The sequence below is a fragment of the Chitinophaga sp. RAB17 genome (assembly GCF_052114225.1).
GTDB lineage: Bacteria > Bacteroidota > Bacteroidia > Chitinophagales > Chitinophagaceae > Chitinophaga.
On the sequence record NZ_JBFREI010000001.1, the window covers coordinates 1,381,237 to 1,397,712 of the forward strand.

14 protein-coding genes are annotated in these 16,476 nt (G+C 45.0%); 9 read left to right on the forward strand and 5 right to left on the reverse strand.

Annotation, left to right across the window (positions count from 1 at the left end; translation table 11 throughout):
* Positions 1–9 precede the first annotated feature (9 nt).
* Positions 10–498: a GtrA family protein gene (locus AB4Z08_RS05470; RefSeq protein ID WP_441572718.1), complete on the forward strand. Its 489-nt coding sequence runs from the start codon at positions 10–12 to the stop codon at positions 496–498.
* Positions 499–573: 75 nt separating this feature from the next.
* Here AB4Z08_RS05470 and AB4Z08_RS05475 read toward each other — a convergent pair whose 3' ends face one another.
* Positions 574–1,146: a thymidine kinase gene (locus AB4Z08_RS05475; RefSeq protein ID WP_441572719.1), complete on the reverse strand. Its 573-nt coding sequence runs from the start codon at positions 1,144–1,146 to the stop codon at positions 574–576.
* Positions 1,147–1,235: 89 nt separating this feature from the next.
* Here AB4Z08_RS05475 and AB4Z08_RS05480 point away from each other — a divergent pair, with 89 nt between their 5' ends.
* Entirely contained in the window at positions 1,236–2,381 is a 1,146-nt protein-coding gene (locus AB4Z08_RS05480; protein ID WP_441572720.1) for a hypothetical protein, read from the forward strand.
* Here the strand turns inward: AB4Z08_RS05480 and AB4Z08_RS05485 are convergent.
* Positions 2,351–3,607 carry a 3-deoxy-D-manno-octulosonic acid transferase gene (locus AB4Z08_RS05485; protein ID WP_441572721.1) on the reverse strand — a complete coding sequence of 419 codons (1,257 nt, stop codon included), beginning with the start codon at positions 3,605–3,607 and terminating at the stop codon, positions 2,351–2,353. The genes AB4Z08_RS05480 and AB4Z08_RS05485 overlap by 31 nt on opposite strands.
* Positions 3,608–3,716: 109 nt before the next feature.
* Here AB4Z08_RS05485 and AB4Z08_RS05490 point away from each other — a divergent pair, with 109 nt between their 5' ends.
* The 6 genes from AB4Z08_RS05490 (at position 3,717) to rfbD (ending at position 9,699) form a co-directional block, all read left to right on the forward strand.
* A complete protein-coding gene (locus AB4Z08_RS05490; protein ID WP_441572722.1) occupies positions 3,717–4,856 on the forward strand; it encodes a DegT/DnrJ/EryC1/StrS family aminotransferase in 1,140 nt (379 codons plus the stop codon).
* Positions 4,853–6,166 carry a UDP-glucose dehydrogenase family protein gene (locus tag AB4Z08_RS05495; RefSeq protein WP_441572723.1) on the forward strand — a complete coding sequence of 438 codons (1,314 nt, stop codon included), beginning with the start codon at positions 4,853–4,855 and terminating at the stop codon, positions 6,164–6,166. The genes AB4Z08_RS05490 and AB4Z08_RS05495 overlap by 4 nt, the downstream gene beginning before the upstream one ends.
* Positions 6,167–6,183: 17 nt before the next feature.
* Positions 6,184–7,128, forward strand: a complete 945-nt coding sequence (locus AB4Z08_RS05500; RefSeq protein WP_441572724.1) for a UDP-glucuronic acid decarboxylase family protein — start codon at positions 6,184–6,186, stop codon at positions 7,126–7,128.
* 11 nt (positions 7,129–7,139) lie between these two features.
* Entirely contained in the window at positions 7,140–8,195 is a 1,056-nt protein-coding gene (rfbB, locus tag AB4Z08_RS05505; RefSeq protein ID WP_441572725.1) for a dTDP-glucose 4,6-dehydratase, read from the forward strand.
* 67 nt (positions 8,196–8,262) lie between these two features.
* Positions 8,263–8,823, forward strand: a complete 561-nt coding sequence (rfbC, locus tag AB4Z08_RS05510) for a dTDP-4-dehydrorhamnose 3,5-epimerase (RefSeq protein WP_441572726.1) — start codon at positions 8,263–8,265, stop codon at positions 8,821–8,823.
* A 9-nt stretch (positions 8,824–8,832) separates the two neighbouring features.
* Positions 8,833–9,699 (forward strand): dTDP-4-dehydrorhamnose reductase, encoded by an 867-nt coding sequence (gene rfbD, locus AB4Z08_RS05515; protein WP_441572727.1) that lies wholly within the window; start codon positions 8,833–8,835, stop codon positions 9,697–9,699.
* A 73-nt stretch (positions 9,700–9,772) separates the two neighbouring features.
* Here rfbD and AB4Z08_RS05520 read toward each other — a convergent pair whose 3' ends face one another.
* Complete coding sequence (locus tag AB4Z08_RS05520) at positions 9,773–10,468, reverse strand: TapB family protein (RefSeq protein WP_441572728.1); 696 nt, start codon at positions 10,466–10,468, stop codon at positions 9,773–9,775.
* A 184-nt stretch (positions 10,469–10,652) separates the two neighbouring features.
* Between AB4Z08_RS05520 and tyrS the strand changes: the two genes are divergently transcribed.
* Positions 10,653–11,933: a tyrosine--tRNA ligase gene (gene tyrS, locus AB4Z08_RS05525; RefSeq protein ID WP_441572729.1), complete on the forward strand. Its 1,281-nt coding sequence runs from the start codon at positions 10,653–10,655 to the stop codon at positions 11,931–11,933.
* A 72-nt stretch (positions 11,934–12,005) separates the two neighbouring features.
* On the opposite strand, the gene AB4Z08_RS05530 is transcribed toward tyrS, so the two are convergent.
* Together AB4Z08_RS05530 and AB4Z08_RS05535 are read right to left on the reverse strand one after the other, a co-directional pair.
* Positions 12,006–13,301: an amidohydrolase family protein gene (locus tag AB4Z08_RS05530; RefSeq protein ID WP_441572730.1), complete on the reverse strand. Its 1,296-nt coding sequence runs from the start codon at positions 13,299–13,301 to the stop codon at positions 12,006–12,008.
* Between the two features lie 63 nt (positions 13,302–13,364).
* The gene (locus AB4Z08_RS05535; protein ID WP_441572731.1) at positions 13,365–16,412 is read right to left on the reverse strand and encodes an amidohydrolase family protein; all 3,048 of its coding nucleotides are present in this window, start codon (positions 16,410–16,412) and stop codon (positions 13,365–13,367) included.
* Positions 16,413–16,476 lie beyond the last annotated feature (64 nt).

The following is a 16,476-nucleotide window of genomic DNA, read 5'->3' on the forward strand; positions in this document are numbered from 1 at the left end:
CCAATTTTTATGATGTTACGCAACACCATTTTACAGATTCTTAAGTTCTTTTACCAGCCCTTTTCGAAGGTGATGCCCTGGCAAACCTTCCGCTACCTGGCGTGTGGCGGAGGTAATACCGTGCTGGATATTCTCCTGTATTTTGTGTGTTACAATTTCATACTGCGTCAGCAAATCGTGCATTTTGGCCTTTTTGACATGGGGCCCCATATTGCCGCTCTGTTCATGTCTATGGCGGTTACCTTCCCTACCGGCTTCCTGCTAAGTAAATATGTGGTGTTTTCAGAGTCCAACTTACGCGGACGGGTACAATTGTTCCGTTACTTCGTGCTGGTGGGCATCTGCATTGTACTGAACTATGTGTTAATGAAAGTATTTGTAGAGCAGTTCCATTTTTATCCTACTGTAGGAAAAATATGTACTACTGCACTGGTCGTTGTTTTCAGCTACCTGACACAAAAGAAATTTACGTTTAAAGTAAAACAGCAACAACTCTAACAGATGAAGATATAAAAGCGGAAACCCCGTCTGGTATCATACCAGACGGGGTTTCCGCTTTTATATCTTCATATATCAGGGAACGTTCTCGTAGTAGCAATGCCTGCATCTTGGCTCATACAAATCCTTCTCTCCCAGTAACAGGGTTTCTTTCGAAGCGGATTTACGATAAGAATAATTGGCAATATGTCCGCACTTCACGCAAATAGCATGCAGCTTGGTGATATAGTCTGCTTTGGCCAGCAGGAAAGGCATTTGCCCAAACGGTTTGCCTGTAAAATCCATGTCCAGCCCTGCAATGATTACGCGTATCCCACGCAATGCCAGCTGGTCACATACATTCGGCAACTCATCATCAAAAAACTGGGCTTCATCAATGCCCACCACATCTACATCCTGCGCCAGCAGTAATATTTGCTGGGAATTCTCTATTGGAGTGGAAATGATCTTATTTTCATCATGAGACGTGATACTACCTTCATCATAACGGGTATCTACTGCGGGTTTAAATATCTCCACTTTTAAATTGGCAATACGCACCCGTTTCAGCCGGCGGATCAGTTCCTCGGTTTTTCCCGAAAACATAGAGCCGCAAATTACTTCAATCCAGCCCCTCCGTCCTCCTGCAAGAGAAGGTTCAATAAACATATTATACTAATTTGATTATTAATTAATTAAAATATTCTAATTTTATGAAAATAAAATATTTCTATCACTAACCCGTTAACAATTAAGGCATGGAAAAAATTAATGCATTAATTGAGAAACTACAGGAATTAAAAAATTCCGGCGCGGACCTTTCGGCTCTTTCGTATTATGCGCAATTGCTACAGGCAGAAGTGCTGCATGCACGTAACAAGCAGCATCAGCAGCGGGTGCAATCTTCCCAGAGCAATATCGCTGTCATTATGCCATCACAATCTGCGATGGCCGAAAATATACCAGCAGCTACTGCGGCGCAAACTACAACATTACCACCAAATAAACAGCCGGAAGTACCCGCACCAATAGAAGTAAAACCATCCCAGATGGCTCCCGAAGTACCCGTTAAACCAGCAGGCAATATCCGGGAAACACCCATACCAGCAGCAGCGCAGCCCGAAGCAGAAGACATCAACACCCGCGCTGCCAGGCTAAATACAAATCCTACGTTTAATAATATTACCACATCAGAAGATATAAATACCCGGGCCGCGAAAGCGCAGGAATCTTTTACCAATGCTCCCGCTAACCAAACATTGCCCGAAGTACCCGAACCAATAGCCGTTCAGCCGGTACCTCCGGTAATATCAGCACCGGCAGCCAGCGCAACGGGGCAGCCTACACCTCCGGCTACACCGGAACCCGTTTTCCCGGCGGCCGCAGAAGTGCCACCTGCAGCGGATCTGGCACCTCCCAAACCGGAACCGGTGGTGACAGCACAACCAATACCTACACTGGCCGCAAATCAACCGGTAACAGAAAAGTCAAGACCAGCTACTCTTTTTGACGATGTACCAACTAATGGTAATGGAAATGGCCATGCAACCGTTAATACCGGCGAACTCAGAAAAGATCTGAACGAGCTGGCAGGCAATAACGGACTATCCTTAAACGACCGTCTGCGTCAACAACAGGTGGAAGTAGCCCAAAAGCTGGGAGAACTGCCCATTAATGACCTCCGGGCAGCTATCGGCATCAACGACAAGTACCAATTCATCCAGGAGCTTTTCCGGGGTGACAAGGACCTTTATGAGCGTTCGATTAAAACTATTAACGAATGCGGCAACCTGCAGGAAGCAGATTACTGGATACAACGCGAAATAAAGATTATACAGGGCTGGGAAGATGACCACCACCTGGTACAACACTTCTATTCTTTGCTTAAAAAGCGGTTTTCCTGAATATAACGTAATACTTTTTGCGTGGCACCGGTATTGGCCACCACGTAATCTCCTGCAATGGCGGCGGTTTTAGCATACGCTCCTTTGTCGCGGAGCCATAATTCCACAGCTGCCTGCAGATCCCTGGAATGTTTCACCACTACAGCACCACCAGCGGCTACCAGTTCTACGGCTTCAAAGTATTTTTCAAACTCCGGACCTATCAACACCGGCTTACTGTATACCGCCGGTTCCAGTATATTATGGATGCCGCCTTTGGCCAAACCGCCGCCGACATAAGCGATGGTAGCATAGCGGTACAAGGTGGTAAGCATACCAATGTTATCGATAATCATTACGTTGGCAGTAGCACCGGGCTGCCATTCTGAGTATTTAATGGCCTCCGGAAACAGCTGAATGATAGCGGCAATATGGCTATTATGAATTTCATGGGGAGCTATGACCAGCTTTATACCCGTTGCTTCCTTTTCTTTCCACCACTCGTTCAGCATTTTTTCATCTTCCGGCCAGGTGCTTCCTGCCACCAGCAGGCTGTTACCGGCAGCAAATGAGGCGATGGCTGGAATAGCCGTTTGTTCGGATAAGAGGGCAAATACCCGGTCGAAACGGGTATCTCCGCTGATGCTGCTATTGTGTAGACCTATGCTTTGCAACAATTGCAGGGACATATCATTTTGTACAAAAATATGTGTCAGTTGTTGCAGGAGCCGACGGAACATGCCTCCATACCCTTTGAAAAATACCTGGTCTTTCCGGAAGATGCCGGATACGAGCAGGGTAGGAATGTGGCGTGTATGCAGCGCCGTGAGATAATGATACCAGAATTCATATTTTATGAAGATGGCCAATGCAGGCTGTACAATATCCAAAAACTCACGGGCATTGTTTTTAGTATCGAGGGGGAGATAATATACAAAATCGGCCCCTTTATAGTCTTTCCGGACTTCGTAGCCGGAGGGTGAAAAAAAAGTTAACAAAATTTTATATGAGGGCCAGGCAGCGCGGATGGCTTCCAAAACGGGTCTTCCCTGCTCAAATTCCCCAAGGGAGGCTGCATGGATCCATACCACGGGTTGGGCACCTACACCAGCCTGCTGCATACGGGATTGCCAGTGTTCGCGGCCCTTGAGCCACCGCTGCGCTTTCGTTTTACCTGCCATCGCGGCCAGGTGTACCCCTCCCTTGTATAATTGGAGCCCTGCATTATAAATCCCTGTTGCTATCATTCGCCTGCGTACTTTTACTTAATTTTCAGCTGAATGCAAAGATAATCCCCAGCCAATCCCAAAATTTGTAAATTTGCACACTTTAAACAAAATAAAAATATACGATCATATGGTTCCTATTCAGATGGTGGACTTGAAACGCCAGTATACGAAGATTAAATCCCAGGTAGATGCAGCCATCGAGGAAGTTTTAGAAAGCTCCGCTTTTATTAATGGCGGTGCAGTGCAGAAATTTGCCGGAGAATTAGAAACGTATCTGGGTGTTAAACATGTGATTCCCTGCGCCAATGGAACTGATGCACTTCAAATCGCCATGATGGCACTTGGACTGCAACCCGGCGATGAAGTAATCACTCCTTCTTTTACCTTTATTGCTACTGCAGAAGTAATTGCGCTGCTGCATCTGAAACCGGTTTTTGTGGATGTAGACCCCCAAACATATTGTTTGGATATTACCGCCATAGAAAAAGCGATTACACCCAAAACCAAAGCAATTGTGCCTGTTCATCTATATGGTCATGTAACAGATATGGAACCGCTGATGACACTGGCAGCCAAACACAACTTGTATGTAATTGAAGACAATGCCCAGGCAATAGGTGCCGATTATACTTTTAAAGATGGAACTAAAAAGAAGGCCGGTGCGATTGGTCATATTGGCTGCACATCTTTCTTCCCTTCAAAAAACCTGGGTTGCTACGGAGATGGTGGCGCTATCTTCACCAATGATGATGAACTGGCAGCCAAGCTTCGGATGGTAGCCAACCACGGCCAGTCTGCCCGCTACTACCATGATGTAGTAGGTTGCAATTCCCGTCTGGATTCTGTGCAGGCAGCCGTATTAAATATTAAACTGCCATTACTGGATGAATATATCAGTGCACGTCGTGCAGTAGCAGATGCCTATGATGCTGCTTTTGCCGATGTACCACAAATCACAACGCCTTACCGCGCCCCGTACAGCTATCACGTATTTCATCAATACACCCTGCAATTAAACGGAGCCGATAGGAATGAACTGCAGCAATACCTTTCAACAAAGGGAGTGCCTGCTATGATCTACTATCCTGTTCCAGGCCATCGCCAAAAGATGTTTGAACATTTCGGCGGCGCTTCATTTGACCTTCCAGTAACCGATAATCTCACCACCAAGGTGATTTCCTTGCCAATACACACTGAAATGGATGCCGATCAACTGGAACACATTATCCAGTCCGTTAAATCATTTTTAAACAATTCCCCCACATGAAGATTACAGTAGTAGGTACCGGTTACGTAGGTCTCGTAACCGGCACCTGTTTTGCCGAAACAGGAAATGATGTCACCTGCGTAGACATTGATGCCAACAAAGTAAAAAAGCTATCTGCGGGTCAGATTACCATTTACGAGCCAGGGCTGGAAAAACTATTTGAACGTAACCTCAAGGAAGAACGTTTGTTTTTTACTACCAACCTGGAAGAAGGTATTAAAGATGCGGAAGTGATTTTCCTGGCATTGCCGACTCCTCCAGGAGCAGATGGCGCAGCAGATCTTTCCTTTGTGCTAAATGTAGCAACGCATTTAGGTAAGATTATGACTGACTACAAGGTAATAGTTGACAAAAGTACAGTACCGGTTGGCACGGCAGAAAAAGTAGCAGCAGCAATTGCCGAAAACTGTACAACCCCATTTGATGTAGTTTCCAACCCCGAATTTTTACGCGAAGGCGTAGCAGTAGATGATTTCATGAAGCCAGACAGAGTAGTCATTGGTACCACTTCTGAAAGAGCACGTAAAGTAATGGGAGAATTGTATGCCCCCTTCGTAAGGCAGGGAAATCCGATATTGTTCATGGATGAAAAATCTGCAGAACTCACCAAGTATGCAGCCAACTCTTTCCTGGCCACCAAGATTTCTTTTATGAACGAAATAGCGGTGCTGTGCGAGAAACTTGGTGCCGATGTAGATATGGTTCGCAGAGGCATAGGTAGTGATGATCGTATCGGCAAACGCTTTTTGTTCCCTGGCATAGGCTATGGTGGTAGCTGCTTCCCTAAAGATGTACAGGCATTGGTAAAATCATCTGAAGATGCACAGTATGAATTTAAAATACTGAATGCCGTAATGGATGTGAACGAGAAACAAAAACTCTTTCTGTTACCTAAAATAAAGGCTTTCTTTAACAACGATCTTAAAGGAAAACACTTTGCACTGTGGGGACTTGCTTTCAAACCTAATACTGATGATATCAGGGAAGCCCCATCCTTATACATCATTGATGCTTTGCTGGCAGAAGGTGCCACTGTAACCGTTTTTGATCCGGAGGCGATGAATAATGTGAAACAGGTCGTAGGCGATAAAGTTACTTATGCAGAACATCAGTATACCTGCCTGGAAAATGCAGACGCCTTGATTATTGCTACAGAATGGAGCGTATTCAGAACACCGGATTTTAATAAAATTTCCGCCAGCCTGAAGAACAAAGCTATTTTTGATGGCAGAAATCTTTTCGAAGTAACTCGTATGAGAGAATTGGGATACCACTACGAAAGTGTAGGACGTATACCTGCTACTATTTAACAACTTATACCAGACATATGGAAAAGAAAAGAGTTCTCATTGCTGGCGCTGCCGGATTTCTCGGCTCCCACCTTTGCGATCGTTTTATAAAAGAAGGTTTCCATGTAATAGGCATGGACAACCTCCTCACGGGTAATATCAAAAACATCGAGCATCTTTTCCCTTTGCCGGATTTCGAATATTACCATCACGATGTCACCAAATTTGTACATGTTCCGGGTAAGCTGGATTACATACTGAACTTTGCATCCCCGGCCAGTCCTATAGACTACCTGAAGATGCCTATTCAGACACTGAAAGTTGGTTCATTGGGTACACATAACCTGTTGGGATTAGCAAAGGAAAAAAAGGCACGTATCCTCGTTGCTTCTACTTCAGAAGTATATGGTGATCCTAATGTACACCCTCAACCGGAAGAATACTGGGGTAATGTAAACCCGGTAGGTCCAAGAGGAGTATATGATGAGGCTAAAAGATTCCTGGAGTCTATCACCATGGCTTATCATAACTTCCATGGCGTAGATACCCGTATCATACGTATCTTCAATACTTATGGTCCACGTATGCGACTCAACGATGGCCGTGCTTTACCGGCATTTATGAGCCAGGCCTTAAATGGTCAGGACCTTACCGTATTTGGGGATGGCAGCCAGACCCGTTCTTTCTGTTATGTAGATGACCTGGTAGAAGGTATTTACCGCTTATTATTGAGCGACTATCACCTGCCGGTAAATATTGGTAATCCACAGGAGATTACGTTAAATCAATTTGCAGAAGAAATTATTGCATTAACCGGATCTAAACAGAAAATCGTTTATCATCCATTACCAAAAGATGATCCTAAACAACGTCAGCCCGATATTACCAAAGCTCGTACCCTCCTGGGATGGGAGCCTAAGGTGGGCAGACAGGAAGGTTTAAAGATTACCTACGAGTACTTTAAAGAGGCGTTATTAAAATAAAATTATCTGGAATGAAGCGGAAACTATTGATTACTGGCGGGGCCGGGTTCATTGGTTCACATGTAGTACGGTTATTTGTAAATAAATATCCCGACTATCAAATCGTAAACCTGGATGCACTCACTTATGCGGGGAACCTGGAAAATCTGACAGATGTAAAAGATAAATCTAATTACATTTTCGAGAAAGGCGATATCACAGATGAATCTTTCATTGATTCTCTTTTTGAAAAATATCAGTTTGATGGTGTTATCCACCTGGCGGCAGAAAGTCATGTAGACCGTTCTATCATGGACCCGCTGGCGTTTATCAAAACAAATGTACTGGGAACAGCAGTATTGCTCAATAATGCGCGGAAACACTGGAAAGACAACATGGACGGAAAGCTTTTCTATCATGTATCTACTGATGAAGTGTATGGTTCTCTTGGGGAAGAAGGTTTTTTCCTCGAAACAACGGCATATGATCCCCGTTCACCTTACTCCGCTTCCAAAGCCAGCTCAGATCATTTTGTGATGGCCTATCATCATACGTATCATTTGCCCGCTGTTATTTCAAATTGTTCCAATAATTATGGGTCTCACCATTTTCCGGAAAAGCTCATTCCACTGGCCATACACAATATCAAAAACAACAAGCCAGTACCCGTATATGGTAAAGGAGAAAATGTGCGTGACTGGTTATTTGTGAATGACCATGCAAGGGCTATTGATACCATTTTCCATCACGGAAGAATTGGAGAAACATATAACGTTGGCGGATTTAATGAGTGGAAAAACATTGATCTTATTCAGCTGCTATGCAGGATTATGGATCAAAAACTGGGACGCCCGGAAGGAACTTCTGCTCAATTGATTACTTATGTAAAAGATCGCGCAGGACATGATCTGCGTTATGCAATAGATGCCACCAAACTCAACAAGGAATTGGGCTGGGAGCCGTCTCTCCAGTTCGAGGAAGGTCTGAAAAAAACGGTGGACTGGTATCTTGAAAATGAAACATGGTTAAACAATGTAACCAGCGGTGACTATCAGAAATATTATAACGAACAATATCAAAAAAGATAGTATTTAATGATTAGCCATTAGTGATGACCACTAATGGCTAATTATTAAATACTAATAATTATTACCCATGGGCTTTCAACAAACAGGCATACCTAACCTACTAATTTACGAGCCGAAGGTGTTTGGCGATCATCGCGGCTACTTCTTTGAAAGCTATAATGCCAATACTTTCAATGAAGCCGGCATTGAATACAAATTTGTTCAGGATAACCAGGCCCGCTCTTCCTATGGCGTTTTACGCGGATTACATTACCAGCTGGAGCCCTATGCACAAACCAAATTAATAAGGGTAGTGGAAGGCAGCATTATGGATGTAGTTGTAGATATTCGTAAGGGATCTCCTACATATGGCCAATCCTATACCATCGAATTAAGCGCTGCCAACAAATTGCAACTGCTCGTCCCCAAAGGATTTGCACATGGTTATGCTGTTATCAGCGAAACAGCAGAAGTAATGTACAAATGCGATAACTTCTACCAGAAAGGCAGTGAAGGTGGTATCATTTATAATGATCCCGCCCTTGATATTGATTGGGGAATTGATTTGAAAGATGCGATCGTTTCTGATAAAGACCTTATTCTGCCAACACTGGCAGACATACATCATAATTTTATTTTTAACAGCTGATCTTTTGCTATGAAAAACATTCTTGTTACCGGCGGAAACGGTCAATTAGGACAGTCCTTACAAAAAGTAGCCGGCGCTTATCCGCAATTTAACCTGTTATTTACCGATTACCAGGACCTGGATATCACTGATGCAGATGCACTGGCTGCTTATTTCTCCGCACAGCAAATTGATGCCTGCATCAACTGTGCTGCTTATACAGCTGTAGATAAAGCAGAGGAAGATGAAGACAATGCCTTTTTGCTGAACTTCCAGGCGGTGCTGAGCCTCGCAGAAATATGCGCAGAACATCAAACACAATTGCTGCATATTTCTACCGATTATGTATTCAGCGGCAAACAAAATGTGCCTTATACAGAAACCGATGATACAGATCCGGAGAGCATTTACGGCGCCTCCAAAGTGCGTGGGGAAGCCGCAGCAGCAGGCTATAATCCTGATACCATTATACTCCGTACCTCCTGGCTCTATTCCGAATTTGCGGTGAACTTTGTTAAACGCATGAAGCAACTGATGGAGGAAAAACAGGAATTAAACGTTGTATTTGATCAAACGGGTACCCCCACTTATGCCGGTGATCTGGCCAAAGCCATCCTGGATATATTGCAATACAAAGCAGCCAACACAGATGTGGCTATTGGAGGCGTATACCACTATAGTAACGAAGGAGTGACCAGCTGGTACGACTTTGCAGTAACTATTAAAGAGATGACCAATGCAGCGACCACCATCCACCCCGTTACATCCGATAAATATAAAACTGCAGCAAAACGCCCGGCCTACAGCGTATTGAACAAGGAAAAAATAAAAAGCACTTTCGGTATTACTATCCCCTACTGGAGAGATAGCCTGGCGAAATGTTTGAAAAATATATAACACCTTACAAGGCTGATTAAAAAGGTCCGGCATGAAAAGCATGCTTTTCATGCCGGACCTTTTTATGGGCGGTTTACTTCTTAAGCCCCGTAATCAAAGTTCCTCCCATTTTTTTACCCTCACTAAAAGAGGCCGTCTTTATCGGACCAAAGGCAGGGGCAAACCATTCCACCGCGGTAAACTTCCTGGGTATTACTTTGTTCATCATTGTCATCTGGAAATCAAGGTCATAGCTGATAACATAACAGTTCCAGCTGCCGGCAGCGGTGGTAACATTTTCTCTTCCTGTTACCCTCCGGTTACGGATAGTATAACTGAGCACCATTTCCATGCCCTTTACCTTATTCTTCATTTCGTACGAACCTCCCTGTAACTCCTGTCCTACCTGCATATGAGAAGGGTAATCCAGGAAGGCCCCGTTGGATTTACCCTCCATTTTTGTGTCTGTTGTGTTAGGCATAGATGGAAAGTTCATTTTCATGTCTACTGCCGCCCCATTACCACTGCATTTGAAATGCCCGGTACTGGTGGCTACTTGCTTACTATTCTTGTCATAATAGGTATTGGAGAAATCAGATATGACACCATCGCCATCTTTATGCACATTATTGACTTTATAGATGGTTTTACCGGTGGCCGCGCCACTGCCATCGTACACGGTCATTTCGATTTCGGCATTATTCAGCAGGTAATAGAATCCTTTACAATCCTGTGCTATTGCGGGGGTAACATAACAGAGGGGTAATAAAAAAATAAGTAAGCTTTTCATAAAACAAGGTGTTTTGGGGAAGATGAAAAATAGATATCTTATGAATTAACCTTACGATGGATGACTCAGCCGGTTGACTGCTACTATAAATTTACATAGATATTTGTTAGATCTGACCGACCTCCCTTAAAATGGGCGAATCCTGTTAATTTTATGTAGGTTTGCAAAAATTGTTATTAAAATCATGAATCTGATAGAAGAACTGCGCTGGCGGGGTATGCTACAGGATATGATGCCTGGAACGGAAGAGCAACTGCAAAAGGAAATGACCACTGCTTATATTGGTTTTGACCCTACTGCAGCTTCATTGCACATCGGTAGCCTGGTACCTATTCTGCTGCTGGTGCACCTGCAAAAGGCAGGACATAAGCCCCTCGCGCTGGTGGGCGGCGCTACCGGCATGGTAGGCGACCCCTCGTTTAAAGCGGAAGAAAGAAAAATGCTGGACCTCGATACCCTGCAAACAAATGTGAATGGTATCAAAACACAGCTGGAACGCTTCCTGGACTTTGACCCTGCCAAACCCAATGCGGCAGAAATGGTGAATAACTTCGACTGGTTCCAACACATTTCCTTCCTCGATTTTATCCGCGATACCGGTAAACACATCACCGTAAACTATATGATGGCCAAAGATTCTGTTAAAAAAAGAATCGAAGGCGACAACGGGATGTCATTCACAGAATTTACCTATCAACTGATACAGGGCTACGATTTTTATCATTTGTATACTGCCAAAAACTGTAAACTACAGATGGGTGGCTCCGATCAGTGGGGTAACATTGTTACCGGTACTGAACTGGTACGCCGTAAAGCACGCGGTGAGGCATTCGCATTTACCTGCCCGCTCATTAAAAAAGCGGATGGCACCAAATTCGGTAAAACCGAATCAGGAACAGTATGGCTGGATCCCAAACGCACATCTCCATATGCTTTCTACCAGTTCTGGCTGAAAACAACAGACGTGGATGCAGAGAGTTATATTAAGATATTTACGTTCTTGGAGCAATCCGAAGTAGAAGAATTAATTGCACAACATCAGCAGGATCCCGGACAACGACTGCTACAGAAACGCCTGGCAAAAGAAGTAACGGTGTTCATACATGGTGAAGAAAGCTACAACTATGCAGTAGAGGCATCTGCTATATTGTTCAATAAAAATACGGAAGCTCTCCTGCTGTCACTTTCTGAAGAAGATCTGATAGAAGTAATGGACGGAGTGCCTCAATATGATGTACCCAGAACAGACCTGGAAGCCGGCAAGGACATTGTAAGTCTGCTGGCAGAAACCGGCATTTTCCCCAGTAAAAGTGAAGCCCGTAAAACAGTGCAGGGTGGTGGTGTCAGCGTAAATAAAGTAAAAGTTCCCGGTATTGATATGGTGATCAACACCTCTTCATTGCTGAGAGACAAATACATTCTGCTACAAAAAGGGAAAAGTTATTTCCTTGTAAAGGCGGTATAGTATATAACACCTACATAAACAGAAAAGGCTGGTATCACTACCAGCCTTTCTTTTTTATACTCATTACCCATATTATTTCAATCCATACTTCTTCTCATACTTCTCATACAATTGCTTCTGCTTATTATCCAGGTTGATTTCTCTGCCCTGAATAAATGCTTTTGTAATCACGCTGGATTTCATATCCAGCATATCGCCTGTACTGATCGCAATGTTAGCATCCTTGCCCGCTTCCAGCGAACCTGTTATTTTATCGATGCCCAATATTCTGGCGGCATTCAGCGTCACGGCGGTCAGGGCTTCTTCTTTGCTGAGTCCGAAAGTGCTGGCAGTACCGGCTTCAAAGCCCAGGTTACGTTGTTGCCAGAAGCCTTCATTGCTCAGGCAAAACAACACCCCTGCTTTTTGCAGCTGGCCCGCAGTTTTATAGGGCTGGTCCACGTCATCGTCCTGCATCACTGGTAAGCTATGCGGTTGTGTTAAAATCACCGGCACATTATTTTGTTTCAGGATGTCTGCGATGAGCCAGGCATCAGTGCCTCCTACGATAGTAACATCTATATTAAATTCCTTTGCAAAATCAATGGCGATGAGCATTTCCTTCACCAGGTTGCAATGAATAAAAAGCTTTTGTTCTTTGGTAAACAGCTTGCGCATGGATTCAAACTTCAGATTGGTAGCTGTGTGTTTGGCTTCCTGCTGATATGCTTTTGCTTCGCGGAAAAATGTCCTTACGGTTTCAATCTGTTCCATGGCAGCTTTCAGGCGATCAACGGCCGGAGCAGCGTTGCCGCGCCCACCACTGTTTACGGGCAACAGGCTGGGTATATAAAAATGCAGGGCATTATCTGTTTTATACGCCGCATCTTCCCAGTTCCAGGCATCCAGTTGTACTACAGAAGAAACACCGCTGATGATACCTCCTTCCGGAGTTATCTGTGCCAGCAGGATACCATTGGAGCGCAGGGTATTGATCACTTTTGAATCCGCATTATAGGCAATGATGGACCGTACTGATGGATTTATTTCTCCGACTTCCTTCACATCAATGGTAGCACGCACGCTTTCAAATTCTATCAGGCCCAGCTGGGACTCCGGCGCAATGATGCCCGGATATACATGCTGCCCTTTCAGATCTACTACGGTAGCATCGCTACCGGCGGCAGGCACGTTACTACCTACTGCCGTGATTTTTCCTTTGCTGAATGCAATCGTTCCATTGCTGATTACCTCACCGTTGCCCACGTGAATAGTGGCATTGGTAAGATATACCGGCTTATCCTGTGGCGCCGCCGGGGATATAGTTTCCTGTGCATAAGCGGTATGTAACGCGATAGCCAGGCCAAATAAAATCATGATACTTTTCATAGCTGTTAGCATTTAGCTGTTAGCATTTAATATTTTCAATAATCGCTGACTAATAGCTAAAAGCTAGTAGCCAACAGCTGACTGGTGCCCCCCCTGTAAGTCTTCACAGTGGTACATTTCATCCGCCACAAAAGACGCTTTCTGTGTAGGCGTACCTTTTTTCTTTTCGGTCAGCAATTGCTGGGTAAGACGGTTACGTTCTGCGGTGATGCGTTTGCGCAACAGCAGGTCATTATCGCGATCAAACTCCACGATACCATCTACGATGGTTTTCTCGGCTTTGGCGTAGATGCTCAGCGGGTTATCGCTCCACAGTACCACATCTGCATCTTTTCCTACTTTAATACTACCCATGCGGTTGTCTACATGTAATAATTTAGCGGGATTGATGGTCACCATTTTAAGGGCATCTTCTTCACTCACACCGCCATATTTGATTGTTTTGGCGGCTTCCTGATTCAGGCGGCGGGCCATTTCCGCATCATCAGAGTTGATGGCGGTTACTACTCCTACGCCTTGCATGATGGCCGCGTTGTAAGGAATAGCATCCTGTACTTCCATTTTATACGCCCACCAATCGGCGAAGGTACCTGCACCGGCGCCATGTGCTTTCATTTTATCCGCGACTTTGTAGCCTTCCAGGATATGTGTGAAGGTGTTCACACGGAAATGGAAACTGTCGGCTACATGCATCAGCATATTAATTTCGCTTTGTACATAAGAGTGACAGGTAATAAAGCGCTGCTGATGCAAAATCTCTACGAGTGCGTCCAGTTCCAGATCACGGCGTTTGCCGGCACCCTGTTTTTCATAGTCACGGGCACGGGTAAACGCATCTGTATATATCTGCTCTACTCCCATCCTGGTTTGTGGAAAACGTACAGTATTACGGTCGCCCCAGTTGGATTGTTTCACATTTTCACCCAATGCAAATTTGATGAAGGGATCCCAGTTAGTGACTTTCAGGTCTTCTGCATTTTGTCCCCAGCGCAGTTTGATGAGCTGAGATTGTCCGCCGATGGCGTTGGCACTGCCATGCAATAAATGAGAAGCGGTAACGCCACCACTCAGCTGCCGGTAAATGTTGACATCGTCCGGATTCAATACATCTGCAATCCTTACTTCTGCGGTCACAGACTGTGATGATTCGTTGACGCCTCTGCTGATAGCGATATGTGAATGTTCGTCAATAATGCCGGCAGACAGGTGTTTTCCGGTACCATCAATTACACGTGCGTTGCCGGCAGACAGGTGTTTACCTATCTGGGCAATTTTTCCATTGCGGAGCAAAACATCGGTATTTTCAAGTTTACCTTCTTTTTCGTTGGTCCATACCGTGGCATTCTTGATAAGCAGGTCTTCCTGTTTAGGCAGTTTATCCCAGCCATAGCCATTAAAAGGATACAGTAACGGGCCTAAAGTGATGGCGGCATTCTTCTTTACGGAATCAACCTTCTCTGGTGCTGTTTTCACAAATACAGCCGTCCATTTTACGGTGTTGCCACTGGTATCAGCACCGGTACCGGTCCAGTTATTGCCACTGATGATACCACTCAAACGGATGCTGCTCTTGCTGTTCTTTGCCAGCGGCAAAGACATAGACACCAGTTTTCCATTTACATCTATACGTCCTGGCAGGGTATCCTGCTGCAAAACAGACAGCAATGGTGCGCTGGCAGTGCCTCTTACTTCCACGCTATAGCTGTTGCCCGGTGTAAGTGTCACAGTATAAATACCACGGATATCATTCCAGCCATCGCCTTTAATCACATAGCGGTTGCCTTGTACCCAGTTTTGATACAGGATGGTTTTTTCGCTGAAAATGGGTCCGGAGGTAATGAGGAAGTTAGCGAGTTTGCCCGCTTCCAGGCTACCTACTTTATCATATGCCTTTAAAAGCGTGGCGGGTGTTTTTGTTAATGCTTCCAGTGCTTTTTGTTCGCTGAGGCCGTATTCTATGGCCTTGCGTACGTTGGCCATAAATTGTTTAACATCTTTCAGATCAGCAGCCGTTAAGCAGAAAGGGATATTTGCTTTTTCGAAGGCACCCGGTTCTGATGGAGCCATTTCCCAGTGTTTCATGTCCGACAGGGATACAAAGCGGGCATCGCCCGGATCTTCCATGTCGATGGCGCCGGGGAAGTTCAGGGGCAAAATGAAAGTAGCTTTGGTAGCGGCCATTTCAGGGATACGTTGGTATTCGTTACCGCCGGCTTTGATAATATATTGTACGCCAAATTCATCGCCGATTTTATCTGCCCGGAGTACATCCCATTTATCTGCTGCCTCAAACAGCTGTGGCAGCTGCTGGTTGGCATTCCATGCCTGCAGACTAAGGTTCACCCCTTCTTTGGCTGGCAGGGATTTATACCATTGTGCATCCAGATAAGTTTGGCGCAGCAATGCAATACAGCCCATGAGCGAGTTGGGATAATTTTGGGTAGAAGTACCTTTATCGAAAGAATAGACCGCAGCGGCCTTTTCGCGGATAATCACCTTATTTTCTTTTGCAGTGGCCAGGGTAACCAGGGCCGCAGTGCCACGGGCGATACCGTCCGGCTGCTGGGTAAGTACCGTGCCGAAACCGGCTTCCCTTAATGGACTGGCTTTACCTTCATCTCCTGAAAACAAATCCACGGCATTTACCTCACTTTTAATAGCCTGGTTCCAGCCATATGCTCCTTTAGTATTAGACAGGAACTGCGGCGCTGCATTCCAGGCGGAGCCGCCCTTTCTCGAATCAGACAGCCCATAACTGCTATAAATATCCACAAAGGAAGGATAGATGTACTTTCCCTTACAATCCAATACCACCGCATCTTTCGGGATAACAGCAGCCGGACCGGCATCTATCACTTTCCCATCGCGGATTACGAGGGTGGCATTTTGCAGGGTTGTTTGTGCATCCTTTACTATAGTGGCGTGGGTAAAGGCGAAACATCCTTCCCGGGGGTCAGCAATACCATTTACGGGAAAAGTTTCCTGTGCACTGGCGTAGGTGCCTGTTGCCAGTAAAGCCAGCAAAACCACCTGACTGCGATACCGGTTCATGGCATAGGTAATACACCGTGATAGCAGGGCCATCCCGGGTTTCTCAAAAGCTCTTTTCATGTAAATCTTTAATTTTTCGGTTCGGATCTAGTTGATTCGTTAAATGTAGTAAATCATTAAAGCG